25 protein-coding genes are annotated in these 23,998 nt (G+C 71.6%); 14 read left to right on the top strand and 11 right to left on the bottom strand.

From position 1 onward, the window contains the following. Positions 1–56: 56 nt before the first annotated feature. Complete coding sequence (locus tag BBK14_RS27220; RefSeq protein WP_338045505.1) at positions 57–1,835, bottom strand: D-alanyl-D-alanine carboxypeptidase family protein; 1,779 nt, start codon at positions 1,833–1,835, stop codon at positions 57–59. 204 nt (positions 1,836–2,039) lie between these two features. Beyond that, positions 2,040–2,930 (bottom strand): DUF1003 domain-containing protein, encoded by an 891-nt coding sequence (locus BBK14_RS27215; RefSeq protein ID WP_071066088.1) that lies wholly within the window; start codon positions 2,928–2,930, stop codon positions 2,040–2,042. Positions 2,931–3,478: 548 nt separating this feature from the next. Here BBK14_RS27215 and BBK14_RS27210 point away from each other — a divergent pair. Further along, positions 3,479–4,684 (top strand): zinc-binding metallopeptidase family protein, encoded by a 1,206-nt coding sequence (locus BBK14_RS27210; RefSeq protein ID WP_071066087.1) that lies wholly within the window; start codon positions 3,479–3,481, stop codon positions 4,682–4,684. Positions 4,685–4,759: 75 nt separating this feature from the next. Here BBK14_RS27210 and BBK14_RS27205 read toward each other — a convergent pair whose 3' ends face one another. Then, positions 4,760–5,857, bottom strand: a complete 1,098-nt coding sequence (locus BBK14_RS27205) for a glycerol dehydrogenase (RefSeq protein ID WP_071066086.1) — start codon at positions 5,855–5,857, stop codon at positions 4,760–4,762. Between BBK14_RS27205 and BBK14_RS27200 the strand changes: the two genes are divergently transcribed. After that, positions 5,856–6,299, top strand: a complete 444-nt coding sequence (locus tag BBK14_RS27200; RefSeq protein ID WP_071066085.1) for a GOLPH3/VPS74 family protein — start codon at positions 5,856–5,858, stop codon at positions 6,297–6,299. The genes BBK14_RS27205 and BBK14_RS27200 overlap by 2 nt on opposite strands. Positions 6,300–6,369: 70 nt before the next feature. Here the strand turns inward: BBK14_RS27200 and BBK14_RS27195 are convergent, their stop codons facing one another. Together BBK14_RS27195 and BBK14_RS27190 are read right to left on the bottom strand one after the other, a co-directional pair. Beyond that, on the bottom strand, positions 6,370–7,602 hold the full coding sequence (locus BBK14_RS27195; protein ID WP_071066084.1) for a globin domain-containing protein: 1,233 nt from the start codon (positions 7,600–7,602) through the stop codon (positions 6,370–6,372). A 56-nt stretch (positions 7,603–7,658) separates the two neighbouring features. Beyond that, positions 7,659–8,099, bottom strand: a complete 441-nt coding sequence (locus BBK14_RS27190) for an RrF2 family transcriptional regulator (RefSeq protein ID WP_071066083.1) — start codon at positions 8,097–8,099, stop codon at positions 7,659–7,661. 353 nt (positions 8,100–8,452) lie between these two features. Here BBK14_RS27190 and BBK14_RS27185 point away from each other — a divergent pair, with 353 nt between their 5' ends. From BBK14_RS27185 to BBK14_RS27175, 3 genes are all read left to right on the top strand, one after another. Continuing rightward, a complete protein-coding gene (locus BBK14_RS27185; RefSeq protein ID WP_071066082.1) occupies positions 8,453–9,172 on the top strand; it encodes a helix-turn-helix transcriptional regulator in 720 nt (239 codons plus the stop codon). Further along, positions 9,169–9,597, top strand: a complete 429-nt coding sequence (locus tag BBK14_RS27180) for a hypothetical protein (RefSeq protein ID WP_071066081.1) — start codon at positions 9,169–9,171, stop codon at positions 9,595–9,597. The genes BBK14_RS27185 and BBK14_RS27180 overlap by 4 nt, the downstream gene beginning before the upstream one ends. Before the next feature lie 68 nt (positions 9,598–9,665). After that, positions 9,666–10,001 (top strand): cupin domain-containing protein, encoded by a 336-nt coding sequence (locus BBK14_RS27175; protein ID WP_241831878.1) that lies wholly within the window; start codon positions 9,666–9,668, stop codon positions 9,999–10,001. A gap of 286 nt (positions 10,002–10,287) precedes the next feature. Here BBK14_RS27175 and BBK14_RS27170 read toward each other — a convergent pair whose 3' ends face one another. Next, complete coding sequence (locus BBK14_RS27170) at positions 10,288–10,773, bottom strand: carboxymuconolactone decarboxylase family protein (protein ID WP_018501429.1); 486 nt, start codon at positions 10,771–10,773, stop codon at positions 10,288–10,290. Positions 10,774–11,146: 373 nt separating this feature from the next. On the opposite strand from BBK14_RS27170, the gene BBK14_RS27165 reads away from it, so the two are divergent. The 5 genes from BBK14_RS27165 (at position 11,147) to BBK14_RS27150 (ending at position 13,690) form a co-directional block, all read left to right on the top strand. Continuing rightward, complete coding sequence (locus BBK14_RS27165) at positions 11,147–12,043, top strand: RNA polymerase sigma-70 factor (RefSeq protein WP_018501430.1); 897 nt, start codon at positions 11,147–11,149, stop codon at positions 12,041–12,043. A gap of 107 nt (positions 12,044–12,150) precedes the next feature. Beyond that, a complete protein-coding gene (locus BBK14_RS43010; RefSeq protein ID WP_157904349.1) occupies positions 12,151–12,300 on the top strand; it encodes a hypothetical protein in 150 nt (49 codons plus the stop codon). A gap of 197 nt (positions 12,301–12,497) precedes the next feature. Next, positions 12,498–12,740, top strand: a complete 243-nt coding sequence (locus BBK14_RS27160; protein ID WP_071066079.1) for a type II toxin-antitoxin system HicA family toxin — start codon at positions 12,498–12,500, stop codon at positions 12,738–12,740. Then, positions 12,733–13,302: a hypothetical protein gene (locus tag BBK14_RS27155; protein ID WP_071066078.1), complete on the top strand. Its 570-nt coding sequence runs from the start codon at positions 12,733–12,735 to the stop codon at positions 13,300–13,302. The genes BBK14_RS27160 and BBK14_RS27155 overlap by 8 nt, the downstream gene beginning before the upstream one ends. Positions 13,303–13,414: 112 nt before the next feature. After that, on the top strand, positions 13,415–13,690 hold the full coding sequence (locus BBK14_RS27150) for an SCO4848 family membrane protein (protein ID WP_071066077.1): 276 nt from the start codon (positions 13,415–13,417) through the stop codon (positions 13,688–13,690). 54 nt (positions 13,691–13,744) lie between these two features. On the opposite strand, the gene BBK14_RS27145 is transcribed toward BBK14_RS27150, so the two are convergent. The 3 genes from BBK14_RS27145 to BBK14_RS27135 form a co-directional block, all read right to left on the bottom strand. Next, positions 13,745–14,053 carry a DUF7677 family protein gene (locus tag BBK14_RS27145; RefSeq protein ID WP_071066076.1) on the bottom strand — a complete coding sequence of 103 codons (309 nt, stop codon included), beginning with the start codon at positions 14,051–14,053 and terminating at the stop codon, positions 13,745–13,747. A gap of 247 nt (positions 14,054–14,300) precedes the next feature. Beyond that, entirely contained in the window at positions 14,301–14,867 is a 567-nt protein-coding gene (locus BBK14_RS27140) for a hypothetical protein (RefSeq protein WP_146776793.1), read from the bottom strand. 360 nt (positions 14,868–15,227) lie between these two features. Further along, positions 15,228–15,515 (bottom strand): hypothetical protein, encoded by a 288-nt coding sequence (locus tag BBK14_RS27135; protein ID WP_071066074.1) that lies wholly within the window; start codon positions 15,513–15,515, stop codon positions 15,228–15,230. A gap of 628 nt (positions 15,516–16,143) precedes the next feature. Between BBK14_RS27135 and BBK14_RS27125 the strand changes: the two genes are divergently transcribed. The 3 genes from BBK14_RS27125 to BBK14_RS27115 all read left to right on the top strand — a co-directional run bounded on the left by BBK14_RS27125 (position 16,144) and on the right by BBK14_RS27115 (position 19,379). Next, positions 16,144–16,596, top strand: coding sequence for a helix-turn-helix domain-containing protein (locus BBK14_RS27125; protein ID WP_083391284.1), 453 nt, complete (start codon positions 16,144–16,146; stop codon positions 16,594–16,596). A 39-nt stretch (positions 16,597–16,635) separates the two neighbouring features. Next, positions 16,636–17,064, top strand: coding sequence for a VOC family protein (locus tag BBK14_RS27120; protein ID WP_071066071.1), 429 nt, complete (start codon positions 16,636–16,638; stop codon positions 17,062–17,064). 95 nt (positions 17,065–17,159) lie between these two features. Continuing rightward, positions 17,160–19,379 (top strand): RecQ family ATP-dependent DNA helicase, encoded by a 2,220-nt coding sequence (locus BBK14_RS27115; protein WP_071066070.1) that lies wholly within the window; start codon positions 17,160–17,162, stop codon positions 19,377–19,379. 133 nt (positions 19,380–19,512) lie between these two features. On the opposite strand, the gene BBK14_RS27110 is transcribed toward BBK14_RS27115, so the two are convergent. Further along, on the bottom strand, positions 19,513–20,904 hold the full coding sequence (locus BBK14_RS27110) for a lysine N(6)-hydroxylase/L-ornithine N(5)-oxygenase family protein (protein ID WP_071066069.1): 1,392 nt from the start codon (positions 20,902–20,904) through the stop codon (positions 19,513–19,515). 722 nt (positions 20,905–21,626) lie between these two features. Beyond that, positions 21,627–22,655, bottom strand: a complete 1,029-nt coding sequence (locus BBK14_RS27105; RefSeq protein WP_476739409.1) for an ABC transporter ATP-binding protein — start codon at positions 22,653–22,655, stop codon at positions 21,627–21,629. A gap of 250 nt (positions 22,656–22,905) precedes the next feature. Between BBK14_RS27105 and BBK14_RS27100 the strand changes: the two genes are divergently transcribed. Further along, the gene (locus BBK14_RS27100) at positions 22,906–23,994 is read left to right on the top strand and encodes a FecCD family ABC transporter permease (protein ID WP_071066172.1); all 1,089 of its coding nucleotides are present in this window, start codon (positions 22,906–22,908) and stop codon (positions 23,992–23,994) included. Positions 23,995–23,998: the final 4 nt, after the last annotated feature.

Here is a 23,998-nt window from a genome sequence, read left to right as displayed (position 1 = left end):
AGGCGGCCTCGGAGCGGGCGGCCTCAGGGCTGGGGGAGCTCGAGGACTGGGCGGGCTCAGGGGCGGGGCGAGCGGGCCGTGCCGAACGGTGGGGTGTCGGTGCGGGACGAGTCGGTCCGGCTCCGCCCCGGTTCGGGGTGCAGCGAGGGCAGACCAACGAGGTGGCGCTGGCCGTTGGCGTCGGTGCGCGGCCGGGGAGCCGACGCGGCGGAGCGGGTCGCCTGGTACTCCTCGACGACGCTCTGCCGCTCCCGGCGGGCCCGCGCCGCCGCGCTGTCCCGCCGCGTCCTGTTGGTGCCTCTTCGGTGGCCTCTTCTCCCCGGAACTTTTCCTGGGGTCGTGGAGCGTCCGCGCCGTCCGCCGGACTGCCCGAGGCCCGCTGCATCCCACCGGCCCGCGCTGCCGCTGCCGGAGCGGGTGGTGCGCCCGGTGGCCCTCCCGGCCACGCCGCGCCGGCGGCGGACCCGCCCGAACACGGTGAGGGCCGTCGCGACGACCGTGACGGCGAGGGCCGTCCAGGTGACGGCGCCCACGTCTCCGGCGTCGCCGGTGGTGGCCCGCCTGGGCGGGCTGCCGCCGTCCTGTCCGGCGCCGCGGCTGTCGGCGCGCCCGGCGCGCTCGCCGGTGCCACCCGGTGCGGCGCCGGGGGCCACGGCCCCACCGGCGGTGGTCGGGTCGCCTGGTGTCACGTCGGAGGGCCCGGCGAGCCGACCCACCGGGCGGACGTCGGCCGCGTGCGCGAAGCCCCAGTCGAGCAGCGCCCGCGCGTCCGTCCCGTAGGCCGGCGCCGTGCGCAGTAGCGAGACGATGAGCGTCCGGTCGTTCCTGGTCGCCGCGCCGACGAACGTCGCCCCGGCGGCGACCGTGTAGCCGTTCTTGATGCCGATGGTGCCCTCGTAGCTGCCGATGAGGGTGTTGTGGTTCGCGATCTCGAAGCGTTCGTCGCCGCGGCCCGGCAGCGAGGCACGCGGGATGGTCAGGTAGCCGCGCACGATGGGGTCGTTGAGCGCTGCCCGCCCGATCACCGCCAGGTCGTGGGCCGTCGTGTGCTGACCGGGGGCGTCGAGACCGGTGGGATCGCCCGCGACGGTCTCCGACGCGCCGAGCGAGGCCGCGAGTCGGTTCATCCGGTCCAGTACGGCCTCCCGGCCGCCGGCCGCCTCCACCAGCGCGACCGTGGCGTCGTTGCCGCTCGCGATCAGCATCGCCGTCGCGAGGTCGCGCACGGTGTAGCGGACGCCGGGGACGAGCCCGACCCGGGTGCCGTCCACCTGGGCGGCCTGGTCGCTGATAGTCACCTCACGGTCTGGCGGGAGCCCGGGGAGCACGGTAAGCGCGGTGAGCATCTTCATCGTGCTCGCCGGCAGGTCCGGGAGGTGCGCGTTGTGCGCCGCGAGGATCGCGCCGCTGCCGGCGTCCGCGACGAGCCACGCCTCGGCGGTGATGCCGGCCGGCGGCGGCACGGCGGTCTCCGCGGCGCCTGTGGCCTCCGCGGTGTCCGCCTGGTCGGTGGCGCCCGCCGTGCCAGTTGTGCCTGCTGTGCTGGTAGTACCGGCGGACATGCCCGCCGCCGTTCCGCCGGCGCTCGCCGGGCCGGCCTCGTCCGCGGTGGACGATGTCGTACCGGCGGACGCCGTCCCGGACGCCCCGGTCGCCGTCGAGGCCGCGGCGAGCGGCTCGACGGCGAGGGCACCGGCCGGGAGCGTGCCGGCGGTCAGCGGGCGGGCGGGCGGCCTCCTGGCAGGCAGCGGATCGCCCCCGGCCATGGCAGCTGACGGTGGTGCGGTGCTCAGAACAAGGACCAGGGCCGAGGCCAGCCCCACCGCGGCGCTCACCACCCGGCGGAAACGCTCGGGCGGATCGGTACGTCGTGGATCGGTACGTCGCGGATCGGGGTGGTGCGGGTCGGGCGGGGTGAGACCCTCCCGAGCGTCCTCATCGGTGCGGCGCTCGAGCGGGCCGGATCGGGGTCGACGCGTCCGGCCGGCATGCACCTACCGAACGTTACCGGTCGATCTTCATCCGGTGAGTTTGTCGTGTCACGTGTCTCGGATTCGTGCTCGCGTCGGTCGGATGGGTACCTTTCGTCCGGCCCGCGAACCACTTCGCGCCGGGACGAGAAGATGGCCCTGTGTGGCTGCCCCGTCCGGGGAGAGCACGCCCGGCGCCGGGACGACGACCAGAGCCGGCTCCGGGATGGTCGCGGTGTCCTGACCCGCGTGATCCGCCGGCGCATCCGCCGACGCCGTCGGGTGTGCGTGTGCGGGCTCGTCCACTGTCAGTGTCGCGACTGTTGACGTACCGGGTACGGACGGCCAGGCCACGCCGCCGCGCGCGGGGCGCTGCGCCGACCCGTTCGGGGTGGCCGCGAGGGGGTGCGCCGCCGGTGCCGTGGGCTGGAGCACCATGCGGAGCAACGCCTCGATGTCACCACGCAGTGACTCGAGCTGGTTCGTCAGCTCACCGCGCACGTACTGCCGTGTGGCGGCGTCGCTCTGGGCGAGGCGCAGCGCCGCCACCTCGCGGGCCAGGAACTCGGTGTCCTCACGCATCCGGATGGCCGCCGCCCGGTCCTCCGCGAGCGAGGCACGGTCCCGGTCGTCCTGCCGGTTCTGCGCGAGGAGGATCAGCGGGGCGGCGTAGGCCGCCTGGGTCGAGAACGCCAGGTTCAGCAGAATGAACGGGTAGGGATCCCAGCGCATGAGCGGCAATGCGATGTTGAGTGCGATCCAGACGATCACCACACAGGTCTGGATGGCCAGGTAGCGGCCGGTACCAAGGAAGCGCGCGATGGTCTCGGCGCCGCGGCTGATCGTCTCGCGGTCCACCCGGCCCGCGATCAGTGGAGATCGGCCGGCGACCGGGATGTCGAGCCGGTCCGATCCGGTTCCCCGGCGTGCCGCGAGACGGCTGGCGGTGTTGATGCTCATAGGAGGTCCCCTCCGCGCTCGGCCGTCGCGAACGGACGGAGCCGATACGCACTTCAGAGCAGGCTGCGCGGGAGAAATCCCATCGCGGCCCGGGTCGACACGTCGCTGATCGACCGCACCTGCCGGAAAGGAACCCGGGAGATCACCTGACCCCGGGCGTCATGGACGCGGGCTGGACTGACTGGCCGTGCCGGCCGCCACGAGGAGGGGCGGCCGCGCCGACGGAACCATCCGCCGCGGACCGATCGTCAGCCGGCGTCCACCAGCAGGAAGCGGCTGTTACTGGAGCACCCGCCAGGACTCACAGCGGCCACCTCCTCTGGTCGGCCTCCGTAGAGGATCCAAATGTTGTTGTCAAGGATAGCCGCCCCTTGCGATTGTTCCGCTATGGGGTCGTCCGTGACCTGTGTCGCGCCGCCGTCACATGCTGTCGTGCCGCCGGTGATCTCGCCTGGTAGCCGGCCCCGCGGGCGGTTCCCGCCGCGTGGGTCGGGTAGTGGATGGCGGGATCACCAGACCGCGCGGACTCCTCTCGAAACGGATCACTCATGCTGGCTTTCGGTTGCGCCTACTGTGGCCAGCTTGTGTTCTTCGAGAACTCGACGTGTCTGCGCTGCGGGTCGGCGCTGGGGGTGGCACCATCCGCGCGACGCCTGATCACCCTCGTCGACGCCGGCGACGGACTGTTCCGGGAGCGGCCCGCGGTGGCCGACGAGGCGGCGGCTCTCGCCGCCGAGATCACCGCGCCCGCCGGGGCCCCTGGAGCCGGGATCCCGGGAGGAGATCGGTCCGTCCCGGCCGAGCCACAGCAGCCACGGTACCGGCGGTGCGGCAACATGGAACTCGCCGGCTGCAACTGGCTCGTCGAGCTTGCCCCTGGCGCGGCCGGGCCGCCACCCGGGCAACTGTGCGCCTCCTGCCGGCTCACCCGCACCCGCCCCAACGACGCGGACACGTCCGCCGCCGAGCTGTTCGTGCGGGCCGAGGCGGCCAAGCGACGCCTGGTCTTCCAGCTCCTCGACCTCGGGCTGCCGGTCGTCTCCTACGCCGACGACCCCCGCGGGGGCCTGGCGTTCGACCTACTCAGCAGCACCTACGAGAACGTCGTGACGGGCCACGGTGACGGGGTGATCACCCTGGATCTCGCCGAATCCGACGACGCGCACCGGGAGAGCGTCCGCGCGCGCCTCGGCGAGCCGTACCGGACGCTGCTCGGCCACTTCCGGCACGAGACGGGCCACTACTACTGGCCCAGGCTCGTCGGGGCAGACCCGGCCGTGACCGGACGATTCCGCCAGCTCTTCGGCGACGACCGCGCCGACTACGGTGAATCCCTCGAACGCCACTACAAGGAGGGGGCGCCGGGGGCCTGGAGCGAGCGGTACGTCAGCGCCTACGCCACGATGCACCCGTGGGAGGACTGGGCCGAGACCTTCGCCCACTACCTGCACATCATGGACGCCCTGCAGACCGCCACCGAGTACGGCCTGCGCACCGACGGCCCGGACCCGAGGCGCTTCGGTGTCGACCTGGAACGCTTCGTCGCCCGGCCGGCGCCCCTGCCGCCCGCCGCCCGCCGCGCCACGGCCGGCTTCGACGAGATCGCGGCCCAGTGGCTCCCGCTCACCTACGCCCTCAACGCGGTCAACCGCAGCATGGGCTTCGATGATCTCTACCCGTTCGTCCTGACGTCCACCGTGCTGGACAAGCTGAGCTTCGTCCACGACCTCGCGACGGCCCGCGCCACGCGGTGACGGCCGCGCCGTCGTTACAGCCACATGGACGTGACGGCCCTCGTCGGCGGGCCGGCCACCGCGGTGACACTCGGGTCAGCGGCTGGCCCGGCCGGCGGCGTCGGCTGCCAGGATCGCGTCGACGATCATCGGCGGGTCGAGGTCGAAGGGCTCGTTGTGGGCTGTCTCCCCGTCGGCGAGCGCCCGGACGGCGATGCCGCGCAGCAGCTCGATCGGCGGATCCGCCAGCCCCACCTGGGCGAGTGTGCGCGGCAGCCCCACCCCGCCGCAGAACGCGAGCACCTCGGCCAGCTCCTCCTCCGGCCGTCCCTCGACCACGAGCTGGACGATCAGCCCGAACGCGACCTTCTCGCCGTGCAGATACCGGTGGGTCTCCGCGGCCACGGTCAGGCCGTTGTGCACCGAGTGCGCCACGGCCAGCCCACCCGACTCGAAGCCCAGCCCCGACAGCAGCGTGTTCGCCTCGACGACCCGCTCCAGCGCCGGTGTCACCGCGCCGGCGCGCACCGCGCGGATCGCCGCCGCCGCGTCGTCGAACAGGATGCGTCGGCACAGCTCGGCCAGCGCGCCGGCCGTCGCCGTCTGCGCGCCGTCGAGCTGGTTGGCCCGCCGGGCCTCGCCGACGGTACGGGCCTCGTACCAGGTGGCGAGCGCGTCGCCGATCCCGGCGACCAGCAGGCGGGCCGGCGCCGCGGCGACCGCGGTGGTGTCGACCAGGACCAGATCCGGGTTGCGTGGGTAGAACAGGTACCGCTCGAACGCCCCGTCCTGGGAGTACACGACGGACAGCGCGCTGCACGGTGCGTCGCTGGACGCGGTCGTCGGGCAGGTCACCACCGGCACGTCGAGCGCGGCGGCCGCCGCGCGGGCGGTGTCGAGCACCTTCCCGCCACCGGCACCGACGATCACCGTCGCCTCCGGGTCACGCGCCGCCGAGACGACCCGGTCGATCTCCCGGTCGCTGCACTCGCCGMCGAACAGGTGCACGGAGTAGGGGATGCCCGCGCCGTCCAGGCTCGTCCGCCAGGTGTCCTCGAGCAGGCGCAGCGGGGCCCCGCTCGTCACGATGACCGCCGGGCCGGTCAGGCCGAGGCGGGCCATTTCCGGCCCGAGCGCGGCGGTGGCATCCCGACCCTGGACATATCGACCCGGCGACCCGAACACGGCGAGCATGGACGATTACGGTAGCGGTTCCGCCGGGCTGCGCCAGCATGTCCGCTGGGACAGGGTCGTCGGTGGCCTGGTCGAGAGCAGGGTGCTGGCCCGCGACCGCCGCCGTGTCCTGCTCTTCCCGGTCACCAGGTACCGGGTGCGCCAGACCCGGGGCCGCGAGGACGTCCTGCGCCGGGTCCGGGCGGCGGCGTCCGACGGTGGGTCGATGGACCCGCGCACCGCCACGGTGCTGGCGCTGTCCGGGCCGTCGCGGCTCCTCGAGGTCGTCGCGCCCGAGAGGTCGGGCCGGGACCACGCCCGTGCGCGCATCGAGGCCGCAACCCGGAACACGCCCGTCGCGCCCGCGGTCAAGAAGGTGCTCGACGAGGCGGCCGCGGCCATGGTCGCGATCACCGCCGCGACGTCGGCCGCCACCTCGGCAGCCACGATCTCGTCGAGCTGACCGGCGCGGCACCGCCGCGGACGACGAGCTCCCGGCACAGGACCCGCTTTTCCGCGGTACCGAACACCGTTTATGCGTCTGTTCCGGGAACGCGGTCGAAGGGCTCGGGTTTGCCGGCCCACAGGTCGGGGCCGAAGACCTCGTACTGGATGCGCTGGGCGGGAACGCCTCGGTCGAGCAGGCCGGCGCGGATGTCCCGCATGAACGGGATGGGGCCGCACAGGTGGACCCGGGCGCCGGCCGGGACCGGTACCCGGGCGAGGTCGAGGAGCCCGAGGTACTCGTGTGCCGCCAGCTCGCCGTCTGCCCGCTCGTACCAGGTGCGCAGGTCGAACGAGCGCAGTAGCCGGCCGAGCGAGACGAGTTCTGCGTGCAGCGGGTGCGTCCGTGGTGAGCGGTCGGCGTGCGCGACCACGACCTGGCGGTCGGRCCGCGCGCGGGCCAGGTGGGCGAGCATGGCGACCGTCGTGGTGATCCCGATGCCGGCGCTGATCAGCAGCAGCGGGTCATTGCCAGCGGGCAGCGTGACGTCGCCGGCGGGTGCGCTCAGCTCGAGGATGTCCCCGTCCTTCACACTGTCATGCAGGAAGCTGGAGACCAGGCCGTCGGGGGCTCCGCTCGCGCCGGCCACCCGGCGCACCGTGATCCGGAGTGAGTCCGCACCGGGCGCGTTGGACAGCGTGTACTGGCGCGGCTGCCGACGACCGTCCGGGAGGTCCACGGCGACCGAGACGTACTGCCCGGGCAGGTGGGACGGTAGGGGTCCGTCGTCCGCGGGAACCAGCTCGAACGACACGACGCCCTCGGCGTCGGGCACTCGCGCCGCCACCCGCCACCGCCGCCAGGGCTGGGCCGGGTCCACTCCGGCCTGCTGGTAGAGCCGGGCCTCCTCCGCGATCAAGGAGACCGCGAACAACCAGTAGACCTCGTCCCACGCGGCGTGGACCTCTGGCGTGACGGCGTCGCCGAGGACCTCGCCGACCGCGGCGAGCAGGTGCCTGCCGACGATCGTGTACTGCTCGGGGAGGACACCGAGGGAGACGTGCTTGTGCGCGATGCGTTCGAGCACCGGGCCGAACGGCGTGTCGCTCGTGCCGACGAGGTGCTGGGCGAAGGCCACGACGGAGGCGGCCAGCGCTCGACGCTGGACCCCGTTGGCCTGGTTGCCCTGGTTGAACAGGCGGAGCAGCTCCGGATGGGCGGCGAACACGCGGTCGTAGAACGCCGAGGTGATGGCGACTCCGTGCGCCGCCACGGCGGGGGCGGTGGCGCGTACGACGTCGGCCGACCGTTCGGACAGCATGGCGGAACCTCCGTGCGGCAACAGGGTGGGAAGGGCGACGGGGCTGGCCGGCCTGCCTACGGGCCAGCCCGGCCGGGGGGTGCCAGGGCGAGCAGGACCGGCCCGGCGGGTGGGCCGACGAGGTCCTCGATGGTGACCGCGTCGAGCGTCGCCAGGAAGCTCTCCTGCGCCTGGCGCAGCAGTGGCCGCAGCCGGCAGGCGCATCGCAGCGGGCAGGGCGGCGCGTCGCACGCGATGACCTCGCCTGGTCCTTCGAGCGCTCGCACGATCTGCCCGACGCGGGCGCGGGACGCCTCGGGGGCAAGCAGGACACCGCCGGCGCGGCCACGCATCGTGACGATCAGCTCCAGCCGTTGCAGCCTTTGAACGATCTTCGCCATGTGCGTGACCGGTACATCCAGCGACTCGGCGAGATCGCGGATGGTCAGGCGGGACGTGCGCGTCGCCGCGAGCATGAGCACGCGCAGCGCAAGATCGGTGGACTGCGTCAGCTGCATCGTTCTGACACCTCCTCGACCGCCACCGGGAGCGTCTTCTATGACGTGTAGAAGCTGACGACGGCCACGCTAGCAAAGAGGACTTGGCAGTACCTCTTTCTGCGATGTGACGGTTCCCACCGGGTCGCGGTGCCGGCTGCGCCGCCCACACTCGGGCATGGGTATGGGCATGGTCTTTGGTCCTTGCCGGCAGGCCGTCTGGTCGCCTCCGACCGGCCCTCCGCCCCCTGTTTCTACAAGCGTCGGTTGTATAAATTCAGGTCACGAGCCGCGTGATCGGGAAGGCATGCGTCGCCGCGAGGGACGGGGCGGGCGTGGCGAGGCCCCGCACCCCGCGGTCAGGGAGGTGGGCGATGAGGTCCGACCCGAGACCGGCCGCTGCCGGGCGGCGCCACGACGTCCTGCGGGTGCTCAAGGCGGCGAACGGGCCGCGCAGCATCACACAGATCGCCACGAGTCTCGGCGTGCATCCGAACACCGTCCGGTTCCACCTGGACACGCTCGTCGAGAACGGGCAGGTCGAGCGGGCGCCGTCCGACCGCGATCGGCCCGGCCGGCCACCGTCGCTGTTCCGCGCGCGTCGGGGGATGGACCGGACGGGGCCGCGGCACTACCGACTTCTGGCCGAGATCCTCGCCGAGAACCTGGCCGCCGAGCCGGACCCGGGCGCACGGGCGGTCGCGGCCGGTCACGCCTGGGGGCGTGGCCTCGCCGCGGCGACGCCCGGCGCCTCCAGTGAGCAACGGCCTGTCGGGCGCGGCGACGGCGGCGACATCACCGGACCGGCGGAGCCGGCCGAACGGTTGGTTCGGCTGCTCGACTACCTGGGTTTCGCGCCGGATCCGCCGGACACCGCGACGTCCGCCGGCGCCGACCTGCGTGTCGGGCTGCGGCACTGCCCGTTCCTGGACCTCGCGGAGACCATGGCGCGGGTCGTGTGCCCGATTCACCTGGGTGTCATGCGCGGTGCCCTCGAGGCCTGGGCAGCGCCGCTGACCGTCGACCGGCTGGAGCCGTTCGCCGAGCCGGACCTGTGCCTCGCCCATCTGGTCCCCGCGCGGGCCGGCTCATGACCACCGGACAGTCGGTCGCCGTCGCGATGACGTTTCTCTGGCTGGGCATGGTGCTCGCCATCTCGTTCCTGGAGGCGCCGCTGAAGTTCCGCGCCCCCGGCATGACCCTGAAGATCGGCCTGGGTGTCGGTCGGCTGGTCTTCCGGGCGCTCAACACGGTCGAGGCCGTCCTCGCGGTGGTGGTCGTCGCCGCCCTCGCCGCGGACCGGCCTCCTGCGGCCGCCCTCGTCGTCCTCGCGGTGGCGGTCGCGGTGCTCGCCGCGCAGCTCGTGTTCGTCCGTCCGCGGCTGACGCGCCGTTCCGACGCGGTCCTCGCCGGCCTGGACGCGCCCCGCTCGCGCGCGCACCATGCCTACGTCGCGCTGGAGACGGCCAAGGTCGCGACGCTGCTCGCCGGCGGCATCCTCCTGCTGACAACGGCCTGACCGCGAGCCCACCAGACACGGGCCCCACCAGACACGGGAAGGAAGATCGCGCCGTGGAGAAGACCTCATTGACCGCGCTGGCAGACGAGCAACTGGCAGTGGCCCGGCAGGCTCCCGCCGGCCGCGCCGCGCACACCATCCACGGCGGGCACGACCATATGCTGCGTCAGACCGTCATCGCCCTGCTCGCCGGCCGCGAACTCGCCGAGCACGAGAGCCCCGGCGAGGCGACCTTGCAGGTACTGCGGGGCCACGTGCGGCTCACCGCCGGCGAGGAGACCTGGGACGGCGGTGCGGGCGACCACGTCACTATCCCGCCTACACGCCACGCCCTCGCGGCCGTCGACGACTCGGCGGTTCTCCTCACCGCAGCCGGTCAGGCCTTCCGGGCCACATCTCCGTAGACGCTGACCAGCCCGAGCCCGGTTCGATCCCGAGTCACGATGCGTGCCACCCCTCGGGAGCGCTGCTGCCGACCAGGGCGAACACGGTGGCCGTGGCACCGCCACCGCCAGGACAGCGACTGTCGAGTCCACGATCCGACCATCCGCCGACGACAGCGAAGGGCGCAGTACCGACCATCTGGCCGAACTTGTAGAACATTCACCTATGACCTAGCTGGTCGGGTGTCGTAGCCACTGGACGCGGCGGCCCGGCCGGGGGATGAACCCCGGCCGGGGCACCCCCCGGTCAGCTCGCGAAGCTGGCGGCCATGCCGGGTTCGTAGCCACCCGCTGGGTTGCGCACGATCACGTTCATCCGGTTGGCCGCGTTGATCAGGCCGAGGAGGCAGACGAGGGCCGCGATCTGGTCGTCGTCGTAGTGCTTGCGGATCTGGGCCCAGGTCTCGTCGGATACGCCGAGGTGGGCGTCGGCGAGCCGGGTTCCCTCTTCGGCGAGTGCCAGCGCGGCTCGCTCGGCCTCGGTGAATACGTCTGCCTCGCGCCAGGCGGCGACCAGGTTGAGTCGGGTGGAGGTCTCACCGGCAGCCGCGGCCTCCTTGGTGTGCATGTCGACGCAGAAGCCGCAGCCGTTGATCTGGCTGGCCCGCAGCGACACTAGCTCCTGGGTGGGCTTTGGCAGCGACGACTGGTGGATCACCAGGCTGGCGCTCGCGAACCGCTTGCCGAACCTGGTGGCGAGCTCGTTGCCGAACATGTTGAATCGGGCGTCCATGATGTCGTCCTCACTCGTGGTGTTGCGTGCTGCCGCACTGGACGAACACCAGATGCCAGCGACCCCAGTCCCCGTGACGACGTGGCCTTATGACCTGGACCACATATCACTCCGACCGTCGGCTCGCGATCGGCGGATCAGCCGCCATCGGCCGCGGTCGCGACCGGCCCAGTCGGACGTCCATCGGCGATATCCGGCCCCGCTGTCCACGCTGCCGTCCCGTCGTCGCGTGACGGGGCAGCCGACGGCGGAAGGGCTGCCCTGGGTGTCACAAACCGGCGGGGTCTGGCGTCTCATGGCTGGTCCAGCCGCGCGTGAATAGGAGTTATCCATGGCCGGTACTTCGCCGATGACGCCCGACGCTGTGAGGCCCATGAAGGAGGACGCCTGTCCAGACCCCGCTACCGAGGTGTTCCTCGCCCACCGCAACCTGCTGTTCACGGTCGCCTACGAGATGCTCGGCTCGGCCGTGGACGCGGAGGACATCCTCCAGGAGAGCTGGCTGCGCTGGGCAGGCGTCGATCTCGCCACCGTGCGGGACCAGCGGGCGTACCTGGTGCAGATCACCACTCGTCAGGCGCTGAATCGACTGCGCACGCTTGGCCGGCGCAGGGAGTCCTACGTCGGCCCCTGGCTGCCAGAGCCATTGCTGACCGCGCCCGACGTGGCCGAGGATGTCGCGTTGGCCGACAGCGTCTCCATGGCKATGCTGCTGGTGCTGGAAACGCTTCGGCCGACCGAGCGGGCCGTGTTTGTGCTGCGCGAGGTGTTCGACTTCGGGTACGACGAGATCGCGGCAGCCGTCGACAAGAGCCCGGCCACGGTCCGCCAGATCGCTCACCGGGCGCGGGCGCATGTCGCCGCGCGCCGTCCTTGTGCGGTCGTCTCCGCAGCTGAGACCCGAGGCGCGCTCGACGCGTTCCAGCGGGCGGTCGAGACCGGCGATCTGCAGAACCTGCTGGACATCCTCGCCCCGGACATCGTCCTGCTGGGTGACGGCGGCGGGGTCAAACAGGCCGTGTTGCGCCCTGTCGTCGGAGCGGGCAAGGTAGCCCGGCTGCTAGCCGCCGGGCTGGGCAGGATCGACGCTGTTATGTCGCTGCAGCAGGTACAGGTCAACGGCTACCCGGCGCTGATCCTCCGGCTCGACGGCGAGATCGACAGCGTCGTGGCGGTACGCATCGACGACGGCCTCATCACCGGGCTCTATGCCGTCCGCAACCCCGAGAAGCTGTCGCGCATCGAGCGGGAAACCGCCCTTCGCCGCTGAACGCGACCAGCGAGTGCGGACAGGTCCAGCCTCACGCGCACTCGGCTTCGGCTGCGGATCCACTGTTCGACACCGCCGTCGAGGTGCCCGGCGACACGCAGTAGATCATGGCGGACAACGTGTCCGAACTCGCGCCCCCACACGGAGACCATGGCTGGCGGCCGGTGCGAGGCTGGTGGGTGACTCTGTCGAAGCGTGCGTCCTGGTTCCTGGCCGCTGTTGGTGTGTGGACGTGGGCGATCTGGCCGAATTTGTAGAACATTCACCTATGACCTAGGTACGGCGCTCCCAGAGCTTGTGTCGTGTCTCCTCGTGTCCAGGACGCCTTCTTTCACACGCGGATGTCTACGCTGGATCGCATACGTGATCATGGTGTGGAGGTGCGGGTGGAGGCGTTCTCTCGAACTGATGGTGACGGGTACCGCCGTCGGCGAGCCTTGATCTCCATGTTGTCGTGACGGGGGAGTTCCCATCGCTGAAGGCTCGGCAGCTCCTGCGCGTGCTCGGGCGGCTGGGGTACCAGGTGACCAGGCAGGACGGCTCGTCCCACCGATGGCTGGAGGCGGAAGGGCGCCCGCGGCTCCGGTTGGCGTTCCACGATCGTGTGACTGTTGGTCCGGGCCTGGTTCGTCAGATACTGGTGAAGCAGGTGGGCCTGACCGTGGAGGAGGCACTGGAGGTGATCCACGGTGGCTAGGGTGATCACGGTGATCGTGCGGCGGGACGGCGAGTCCTGGTCGGCATGGTCGCCGCAGTGCCCTGGTCTGGCGGTTGCGGAGCCGACCGCGGCGGAGCTGCGTGGGGCCCTGCCCGAGGCGCTTACCTGGTACTTCGACGGAGACTCCGACTTCGAGATCCTTGTGCATCTTGAGCAGGAGCTGCGCGGGGTCGTCGTTCGGATTGCTCAGGATGCCTTCGGGTGGGAGCGGCAACTGGTCGCGGAGCGGCTGGGTGCTGCGCTCGGCGTCGAGGACCAGGCGGAGCGGCTGCGTGCGGCGCCACCGAACTCCGCGGGGGAGATCGTTTATGTGTGCGCGCTGCCGACTGACCCGATCTCCTGGCTGACGGCTCAGGTTGACGACGTCGCCGATCCAGTTGTCGTTGCGCTGCCCGTGCCACAGTCGATGCTGTGGACCCTGCAGTTCGGTAACGGGAGCCGAGTTGGCGCCGGGCCGGTCGACGTCGGCTACCTGCCAGACACGACATTCGGCGAGATCATGACGACCTTCACCGGGCCCGGGCTGAAGCTCAGCGCATAGGGAGTCTCGGCGATCCGGCTTCTGGAGGTGGTTGTGCCCGCCGTGCTCGACCTCACGTGGTGCGACCGTCCTTGATCGGCTGGTCCGGTCGCTCGGGTGCGAAGCTGGTGGGGTGACTCTGTCGAAGCGTGCGTCCTGGTTCCTGGTCGCTGTTGGTGTGTGGACGTGGGCAATCTGGCCAAATTTCCTTCGGAACGTGTGGAAGGATGATCGTTCCTGGGACAATGGCCCGACCAGCTTCTTTACAGTCCACCTGGTCCTGACCGTCGCCTCCCTCGCCATCGGCTCGGTCGTCGGCTGGCTCGGCATTCGCGGGGCGCGCGCGGCCCGTCTCGGCGCCTCCAGCGAAGCTGTCGCGTCTGACCGATTGATCGGTTCCGGTCGCTGACGCCTCCAGCGGGTCCGATCCGCGGATTGCGATCGCGGCTCCTGCGCGGGAGAGTCAGTGGAGCTCGCACTCCCACGGTTCGAGCTCCGGTTCACCGGACGGATGGCGTCCCGTGCAGTACCGGTAGAGCCAGAGGGCAGCGCGGCGCTCGGCGTACTTCTGGTTGGTGGGTTCGCCCTGGTCGTCGAGTTCAAGGACGTTCGTGAAGATCGCGAAGCAGATCTCCATCTGGGATGGCGACTCCTTCAGCTCCGTCCAGTAGTCGATGCCGTCCAGCAGTGGATGGCCGACCGAACCCCTGGCGACCCACCCGGCGAAACGGCCGATTGCTCCCGACGCACCATGGCTGATCCGCTCAGACACGCCGGAACCCTACCTGCGGCACACCGCGCACACCGCGCACGGCAAGGACCCCGGCGGCCCGATGCGCCGACGGGGCCCACCTCGCTTCGCTCGACGCCCGTGCGTCGGAGCGTGTCCGAGTGTCGCCCGCTGATCCCGGCGGGCCGCGGCGTAGTTGCTTCTGCGCGTCAGGACACGGGAGATCATCGGCGTGTCGTCGGCCTCGGTCACGGCTCGAGGGCTCGGCTTGAAGTGGCAAGCGGATGGGTCAGCGTGGCCGCGGCAAGGCGTGGTCGGTCGGCAGGGCGACCTGGCCGGTGACGAACTCGCTCCACAGGCCGAACGAGTACGGGCCGTGTGGGTCGGCCGTCTCGACATAGCTGACCGGACGGCCGCCGGCGGTGGTCGTGGCACCGAAGGTGATGACGAACCGGGTGGTGCCCGGCCTGTTCTGCGGCGGGGTTTCGTTGGGTGGCAGCAGTTCGTCGATCGCCCAGGTGTACTCCCGCTGATACGGGATCGTGGCCCGCTCGAGCGTCTGCTCGAGTACGAGGCCGGTGGCGGGAAACGCGAGAAGGACGCCGGGGCCGCCGGCGACCTGGCTGTTCACCGCGACGGCCTCCACCTGGCTGCCGTCCAGGTAGGTCCCGACCGCCGAACCGACTCTCGACCCAGGCGGGCAGGCGGCAACGCCCTCGGTGTCAATGGTCTGCCTGGAACAGACCGGGAACGCGGTGGGATTGAAGCGGAGGGCCGAGTCGAAGAGAAAGACGAATCGCCGGGCGCCGGCCGGTATGCCGCCGTCGGCCGTGCGGCTGTGACGGTCGAATGTCACCCGCACGCCTCGGGGGGTTCCGGTGCGGCTGACCGAGACCTTCAGCCGGTCAAGATTCACCGGGCCTTCGACCTCCGGATCCGCAGGGCGCTGTGGTCCGAGTGGGGCCGGATCCGGTGGGGATGGAGATCCTGCGGCCGCGCCGGTGGCGGCGGTGAGAAGCCGCGAGGATATCCCTGCTACGCAGGCTGCGATTATCCGCGCGGACATCGCCGCGCCTCGACGCGGTCGCCCCGCGCGCCTGCCTGTACGGTTCGCCGACACCGCAGCGGACGTCCGTAATGCGGTTGGGTTTCCCATGCCAGCGGTAACGGCCGGAGTGTGTGTCAGGTTCCGAACGGTGGCGCGTGGGCGGACGATTCACGTGCTCCGCAGCTCTGCGTCGAGTCGTTGTGGCCAGTCCTCGTCAGCCAGGCCGCCGGCAACGAGAACGTCGCGCCAGTCGGTCCTCAACAGGCGCAGACCGGCGGCGAACCGGCGCCATGATCCAGCCGATGAAAGCACCAGCGCGGCCTGGACGCGCTCGACGTTCTGCCCACCGTAGAATTCCGTATCCAGGGCGCTGAGCTGCCCGATGATCTCGGTGCTCGTACCGGCGTCGAAGTCCCGGTCGATCCGGCTCGTCAGGCGCCTGCTGGGTTCGGCCACAGTCCCGCATTTTCTCGTGATGGTTACGGCAGCGGGACTGTACGCGTAGTGTCGCTGCCGGCACGGGCGCGGTTAACCCGGTCGAGCGGTTCCGAGTGTCCTGAGCCGATGATCCGGAGGGGACGTCGTGCGGGTTCGAAGCGCCGTTGTGTGTGGGGTCGCACTGGTATCGCTGGCCGGATGTATCTCGGCCGAGGACGGGGAGGCCCGGCCTCCCGCAGGTCCGACTTCCGTGGCAGGCCCGCTCGGGACGTTTCAGCAGCGGGTCGAGGTGACCGCCTTCGTGACTGCCTTCCGCGCGACGTTCCCCGCCCTGGCCGACGGCCGGTCAGACGAGGCCATCGCATCAAACGTGACTCAGGTCTGTCTGAACGACCTGCGGGACCCGTCTACGGGTCAGCCCGTGCCCGACGGGGAAGCTGTCGCCCTGCGGCGAATACCGAGCAGGTTTGAGTGGAACGGGATCACCCCGGACTGGACCATGTCGAGGACGATCCTGGCGCTGGCCACGGGCACGGCGTGCAGCCCGGTGGAGGGGAGGTCAGTGCGAGCTGGCGTCCTGAGCCACAGGCCGCAGCCTCGTCCGCCTACTGTCTGATGAATCGCACGCGACCCTAGTATCGACGGTGTGACCAGGACGGGTGCCCGGCCGGTGGCGGCTGAGCTGCTGCCGCATCTGCGCCGGGTCCGCGATCACATCGATCGGCACTACCGGGAGCCGCTCGACCTCGACGTGCTTGCCCGGGTCGGCCGGATGTCGAAGTTCCACCTGGTCCGAAGCTTCGAGGCGGCCTACGGGGAGACCCCGATCCGGTACGTCACGCGGCGCCGGATCGAGCGTGCGCAGGACCTGCTGCGGCACGCGAACCTCACGGTCACCGAGGTGTGCGTGATGGTGGGCTTCGCCAGCCTCGGGTCCTTCTCCGCCCGGTTCACCCAGCTCGTCGGGGAGAGCCCGACCGCGTACCGGAACCATTGGGCGGCCCGCGGCGGCCCGCACGTGCCGGGGTGCTACCTGTTCATGCGCGGCGCGATGGACCTGCGGTGCACCTCCGACACGACCTCGGACGGCGCAATCTGAGAGAAGCGTTCCCGCGGCCGCGCGGCGTACGGTTCCTGCATGATCACAAACATCTCGCTGGTCACGATCTACTGCCTTGACCAGGACAAGGCCCGTGACTTCTACGTCGACGTGCTCGGTTTCGAGCCGCGTACGGACGTCTCGATGGGCGGCGAGTTCCGCTGGGTCACGATCGGCCATCCCAGCCAGCCCGAGCTGGAGGCGACCCTGATGGTCCCGGGGCCGCCGCTGGACGCGGACGCCGCCGACTTCGTCCGCCGGCAGCTGGGCAAGGGGCAGATGGGCGGGCTCGGGCTGCGGGTCGACGACTGCCGCAAGACCTTCGAGGAGCTGAGCGCGAAGGGCGTCGAGTTCCTGCAGGAGCCCGCCGACCGCCCCTACGGGGTGGAGGCTGTGCTGCGCGACAACTCCGGTAACTGGCTGGTCCTGGTCGAGCCGAAGACCTTCAGCCCGGAGGACTTCGCCTGACGGCTCGCGCCCGCTCCGGTGACCGCACCCGCGTCGCGGGCGGTTCCGGCGGCCGCGGGCCAGGAGCTGTCGGTGGGGTCCGGTAGACAGGTGGCATGGCGGATCAGGCGACGGTCAGCGGGACACTGCGCGATCGGGCGGAGGAGCTGCTCCGGGCTCTGGCCGGGCCGGGCGCGGTCCTGCGTGACGACCAGTGGCAGGCGATCGACGCGCTCGTCAGCGGGCGGCGGCGGGTGCTGCTCGTCCAGCGCACGGGCTGGGGGAAGTCCGCGGTGTACTTCCTCGCCACGGCGCTGCTGCGCGGTCTCGGCGGCTCGGACCCGGGCGGCTCGGACCCAGGTGACTCGGGTTCAAGCGGTCCGAGGCCGGGCGGCGGTCCGGTGGCCCGGGTGGGGCCCACGGTGATCGTCTCCCCGCTGCTGGCGCTGATCCGCAACCAGGCGGCCGCGGCGGCACGGGTGGGCATCCGGGCCGGGGAGATCCATTCGGGGAACCTCACGGAGTGGGACGAGGTCTACGCCGCGCTGCGGGCGGGGGAGCTGGACCTGCTGCTCGTCGGCCCGGAGCGGCTGAACAACCCGACCTTCCGCGACGAGTACCTCCCGGAGCTCGCGGCCACGACGGGGCTGCTCGTCGTCGACGAGGCGCACTGCATCTCCGACTGGGGCCACGACTTCCGTCCGGACTACCGCCGGCTGCGGTCACTGATCGGCGGGCTGCGGCCGGACGTGCCCGTGCTCGCGACGACCGCCACGGCCAACGCGCGGGTGGTCGAGGACGTCAGCGAGCAGCTCGGGGCCGGCTCCACGAGCGCGGAGACCGTGGTCCTGCGGGGGTCTCTCGACCGGGAGAGCCTCCGGCTGGCGGTTGTGTCGCTTCCCGCGGCCGAGCAGCGGTTCGGCTGGCTGGCCGACCATCTCGCCGAGCTACCCGGCTCCGGGATCATCTACACGCTCACCAAGCCGGGCGCGGAGGAGCTGACCGCGTTCCTGCGCGGCCAGGGCCACGAGGTGACGACCTACCACGGCGGCACGGAGCCGGCCGAGCGCATCGCCGCCGAGGAGGACCTGCTCGGCAACCGGGTGAAGGCGCTGGTGGCGACGAGCGCTCTCGGGATGGGCTTCGACAAGCCCGATCTCGGGTTCGTCGTCCACGTCGGTGCGCCGAACTCGCCGATCGCCTACTACCAGCAGATCGGGCGGGCCGGGCGTGCGGTGGAGTCCGCCGAGGTCGTCCTGCTGCCCGCCACCGAGGACCGTGACATCTGGCGGTACTTCGCCGACACGTCGTTCCCCCCGGAGCCGGTCGCCCGGCAGGTGCTGGACGTCCTGGCCCAGGCCGGGCGGACGATGTCGACGCAGGCGCTGCTCGCCGCCGTCGACCTGGGGCACTCCCGGCTCGAGCAGATGCTGAAGGTGCTCGACGCGGACGGCGTCGTCCGGCGGGTCAAGGGCGGCTGGGAGGCGACGGGCGAGCCGTGGGTCTACGACGCCGAGCGCTTCCGCCGCGTCGCCGCCGCGCGGGCCCGCGAGCAGCAGGCGATGCTCGACTACATCGCCACGCCGTCCTGCCGGATGGAGTTCCTGCGCCACGCGCTCGACGATCCGTACGCGGTGTCGTGCGGCCGGTGTGACCGGTGCACCGGCCGGGTGTGGTCCACCGAGGTCTCCTCCCGGTCGCGGGACAGCGCCCGCGAGGAGCTGCGCCGGACGGGCGTGCCCGTCGAGCCGCGCCGGATGTGGCCGACGGGCATGCGCACGCTGGGGGTCGCCGCGTCCGGCCGGATTCCCGCGTCGGTCACCGCCGAGCCCGGCCGCGTGGTCGCACGGCTCAACGACCTGGGCTGGGGCAACCGGCTGCGCCAGCTGCTCGCCCCTCCTCCCGCGGCCCTGGACGGCCCCGTCCCCGACGACCTGTTCGAGGCGGTGGTGCGGACCCTGACCGAGTGGCGGTGGGAGCGGCGCCCGGCGGCGGTGGTGACCGTGGCGTCCAGGACACGCCCGCGCCTGGTGGCGGACCTCGGTGAACGGATCGCGGGGGTCGGGCGGCTGCCGTTGCTGGGGCAGCTCCCCCGCGTGGCCGGCGGGCCCGCGGCCGGCCGGGTGCACAACAGCGCCCACCGCCTCGCCGGCCTGTGGTCGGCCTTCGAGGTGCCACCGCCTCTCGCCGGCCCGCTCGCCGAGCTGACCGGGCCGGTACTGCTCGTCGACGACCTGATCGTCACGGGCTGGACGATGACCGTCACGGCCAGGGCGCTGCGCCAGGCCGGCGCGCCGGGCGTGCTGCCGTTCGCCCTCGCCGTCGAGACCGGCTGAGCGGGCGGCACCGTGCCGAGATCACAGTGCCGAGATCACAGTGCCGAGACCAGAGCGCCGGGATTACCACGCCGGGATCACCGCGTCGGCTGGCGAGCAGGCTCCTTCCGGGTGGGTCGCGGCGCGGTGCGGATCAGCTCTGCGGCTGGGCGTTCGGCTGTGGGTCGAGGTACCTGGAACCGGAGATCCCCGACGGGACCGTGGCGAGGGGAACCTCGAGCTCCTGGCGGTCGAGGACCGACGTGAGAATCTCGCCGGCCCGGACGGAGATGTTCGACAGCAGGGACGAGGAGATCCCATGGGAGTACTCGCTCGCGCCGGGCACGTAGACGCCGGCGGTGGTCCCCGCGACGGTGTCGACGCTGTAGTCGCGGCCGACCTGGAGCTGGCCGTCCTCGGCGGTGAGGCATGCCTCCGCCAGCCCGCCGAGCAGGCGCCGCGGATCGCGGGCGCGGTATCCGGTCGCGAGCACGACGGTGTCCGCGTCCACGGTGCGCTTCTCGCCGGTCGGCAGGTACCGGATGTGCACCCGGACGCCGTCCGACAGCTTCTCGAAGGATTCGGCGCGGGAGGCGCGCAGGAAGTGCAGCCGCCGGGGGCCGCGCACCTTCTCCTGATACGCACGGCGGTACAGCTCGTCGATGAGGTCCATGTCCACGGCCGAGTAGTTCGTGCCACGGTGGTAGCCGAGCAGCATGGCGCGGACGCTTTCGGGCGCGTGGTAGAACTCGTCGACGGCGTCCGGGTCGAAGATCTGGTTGACGAAGCCGCTGTTGTCCGCCGGGCTGAAGCCGTAGCGGGAGAACACGGAGAAGACCTCGGCCTGCGGGAAACGGGTGTGCAGGTGCTCGGTCACCTCGGCGGCGCTCTGGCCGGCCCCGACCACGACGAACCGGCCGCGCGGTGTCGAGGGCATCCGCGCGAGGCGGTGCAGCAGCTCGTGGTTGTGCCAGGTCCGGTCGTCTATCTCGACACCGTCGGGCAGTCTCGGCTCCAGCCCGGCCGCGATGACGACGTTGCGGGCGCGGCGTACGACCGTCCGGTCCGGGTCTCCCCGGTGCCGGCTGATCACGTCGACGTAGGCGATCTCGCCCTCGTGGGTCACCGGTCGCAGGTCCACGACCTCGGTGTCGTACTCGACGAGGTCGTCGAGCCGGCCCGCGGCCCATTCCAGGTAGTCGTGGTACTCGGAGYGCAGCGGATACATCGTCTTGTGGTTGATGAAGTCCACCAGGCGGTTCCTGGAATGGAGAAACGAGAGAAAGGTGAAGCTGCTCGACGGATTGCGCAGGGTCACCAGGTCCTTCAGGTAGGACACCTGCATGGTCGCTCCGTCGAGGAGCATCCCCCGGTGCCATCCGAAACGCACCTGGCGTTCAAGGAAGACGGCGCGCAGCGCCGCACCGGCGGAGACACTGCTGTTGTGTTCCTCGACTGCGATCGCCAGAGCGATGTTCGAGGGCCCGAACCCGACTCCGATGATGTCGTGCACACCGAGTTCCGCGGTCGGCGGACGGTCTACCACGGCTGCCCCTCTGGTCGGTCAATAGTAACCGGGCGTGTATTAAAGTTAACCTTACTTATATTCCGGGGTGGCGCGTCGAGCTGTCAAGGAGTTCCCCGAGGTCGGGCGGTTGGCGGCGGCCCCGCAGGGTCAATCACGCCGGGATCCATGCGGGTCGCTGAGGTCGTTCTTCGATGCGCCCGGCCCGGCCGTGGGGTGGCTGGGAAGCGGTCGAGGATTCCGGCCTGTCGTGGGGCCGTGAGTCGCCTGACGGATGTGTTCCCGCGGTGATCGTCTCGTGGGCGGTGGATGCCGGGCTTCGCTGTGGATGGGGAGCAAGTTAAGTGAGGCTAACTTAGGTGGGTTGGGGTTGATGGTCAAGTGGATCCGATGCGTCGGTTCTGGCGCCCGCCTGCCCTTGACCCGCAAGTTCGCATCTGATAAGGAAAATCTAACCTAACAACATCGCCTCGGCTGGAGGCCGCGGCCCGGCGGCGGCCGGGGGACGCGTTCCGCTGGTGACAGGAGGCCAGACCCCGCCAACGGACGGCTCGAAACCCGGTGGCCCGCACGTTCGGCGCGCGGGTGCCCTTGTGGGGCCCACAGCTCGGCACATGGGCGCGGCGCGCGGGATCGGCGGGCAGGCTGGCGCGGACCGTCGAGCGTTCCCGGCGGCGGTCGGCTGGGAGGCGCGGACCGCCGAATGTCCCTGGCGCCGGCCGGCCGGGCGGACATCCGACCGCTCAGCCGGCGCCGACAGTCATCGCCGCGGCATCCGCGGCTTCGGTCGCCTTCGTCGCGTCCGTCGTCTCTGCCTCCGAAGCGGCATCGGAGGCCGTCCCGTCGTGCTCGTTCGCGCGCCCGGCGAGCTGCCGGCGCCGGGCGCGGGAGGCGGGCACGACGAGCGGAGTTCCGGTCTCGGGGTCGGGAACCACGCTGCACGGCAGCCCGAAGACCTCCTCGACGAGCTCGGCGGTGACGATCTCGTTCGGGACTCCCTGCTCGACGATCCGCCCGCCCTTCATCGCCACCAGGTGGGTCGCGTACCGGCAGGCGTGGTTGAGGTCGTGCAGGACGGCCACCAGCGTGCGGGCGGAATCCTCGTGCAGGTCGGCGCAGAGATCGAGGATCTCGATCTGGTGGGCCACGTCGAGGAACGTCGTTGGCTCGTCCAGAAGCATGATCGGTGTCTGCTGGGCCAGCGCCATCGCGAGCCAGACCCGCTGGCGCTGCCCACCGGAGAGCTCGTCGACGTACCGGTCGGCGAGGTCGTCGGTCCCGGTTGCGGCCAGTGCCTCGCGCACCGCCGCCTCGTCGTCGCGGGACCACTGGCGAAGCAGCCGCTGGTGTGGGTACCGCCCCCGCGCGACCAGGTCGGAGACGAAGATGCCGCTCGGCGCGATCGACGTCTGCGGGAGCAGCCCGAGCCGGCGGGCCACCTCCTTGGACGGCAGTGACCGGATCAGTGCCCCGTCGAGGTACACGGCGCCGGTGCGTGGGCGCAGCATGCGGGCCAGCGCGCGCAGCAGCGTCGACTTGCCGCAGGCGTTCGGCCCGACGATCACGGTGAAGGAGTTGTCCGGGATCTGCAGCCCGAGACCGGTGGCGACGACGCGCTGCTCATAGGCCAGCGTGAGGTTCTCGGCGCGCAGCCGGGCCTCCCCGGACCGGCCGGGTCCCCCCGCCTGCCCCGGAGTCGCCGCACCGGCCGGGGTTACCGCGTCGGCTGGGGTCACCGAGCCGGCCGGGGCCGCTACGTCGCCCGCCGCCACGCCCTCGCCCGTCCCGCTGCCTCCGGACTCCCGCGCCGCGCGCGGCGCGGGAGTCCGTGGTTGTCTACGTCCTGTACCCAAAGCGCCGCAACCCCGATTCGATTAAGTTAGCCTCACTTATCGTGTGGGCAGCTCCGTCCCTGGTCAAGGTCGGTCCGAAACGGTCGGGCCCGCGGCCGTCGCTCCTCATGGCAGCGGTTGACTGGAGAAGGTTAGCCTGCCCTAAATAGCCTCCGTGAATCAGGGAGCGGTGGTCCGGGTGGCCGCGGAGCAGACCGTGCTGGTGCCACAGCTGTCGGGGCACGCGGACGGGCGCGCCCGGGAGCCGGCTGACGCGCCGGTCTGGCGCCCGCCGCGTGCGGCCGGACTCGTGCTGGCGTTCGGGCTGCTCGCCGTCGTCGGCATGCTGAGCATCGCCGTCGGCGCGAACCACCTGCCGCTGTCGGACGTCTGGCGCGTGCTGTGGCACGACGACCGGTCGGAGACCGCGGTCATCGTTCACGACCTGCGGGTTCCGCGCACGCTGGTCGGCCTGGTCGCCGGGGTGGGGCTGGGGGTCGGCGGCGCGCTGGCGCAGGCGCTGACGCGCAACGCGCTGGCCGACCCGGGCATCCTCGGCGTCAATCTCGGCGCTTCGGCCGCGGTCGTCGCGGCGGTGTCCTTTCTCGGCGTGACCACCCCCGCCGGCTACGTCTGGTTCGCGATGGCGGGTGCCGCCGTCGCGGCGAGCGCGGTCTACGTCCTGGGCGCCACCGGACGGGCGGCCGTCGCGCCCGAGCGGCTCGTCGTGGCCGGGGCCGCGTTCAGTGCGGTGCTCGGCGCGTTCACCTACGGAGTCGCCTTCCTGGATCACCAGACGTTCGACCGGCTGCGCTTCTGGGACGTCGGATCCCTGGCCGGCGCTGGATCGTCCCAGCTCGGCGCGCTCGCGCCGTTCGCCGGCGTGGGGCTGGCCGTCGCCTTCGCGATCGCCGGCCCGCTCAACGCGATGGCGCTGGGCGATGACGCCGGGCACGGCCTCGGTGTCGGCCTGGTGCGCACGCGGGCGCTGGGCGTGCTCGCGATCGCCCTGCTCTGCGGCACCGCGACGGCCGCGGCCGGCCCCATCACCTTCGTGGGGCTGGCTGTGCCACACGTCGCCCGCACGATCTGCGGGCCGGACCAGCGGTGGGTGATCGCCTATTCCGCGGTCCTCGCGCCGGTGTTGCTCCTGGCCGCCGACGTCCTCGGGCGGGTGGTCATCGCTCCCGCCGAGCTCGAGGTGGGTGTGGTCACCGCCTTCGTGGGCGCGCCAGTCTTCATCGTGCTGTGCCGTCGAGCACGGTTGGGCCGGTTGTGAGCGG

It is taken from the genome of Parafrankia soli (genome assembly GCF_001854695.1).
Taxonomy (GTDB): Bacteria; Actinomycetota; Actinomycetes; order Frankiales; family Frankiaceae; genus Parafrankia; species Parafrankia soli.
This window is presented reverse-complemented; position numbering and strand designations above follow the sequence as displayed.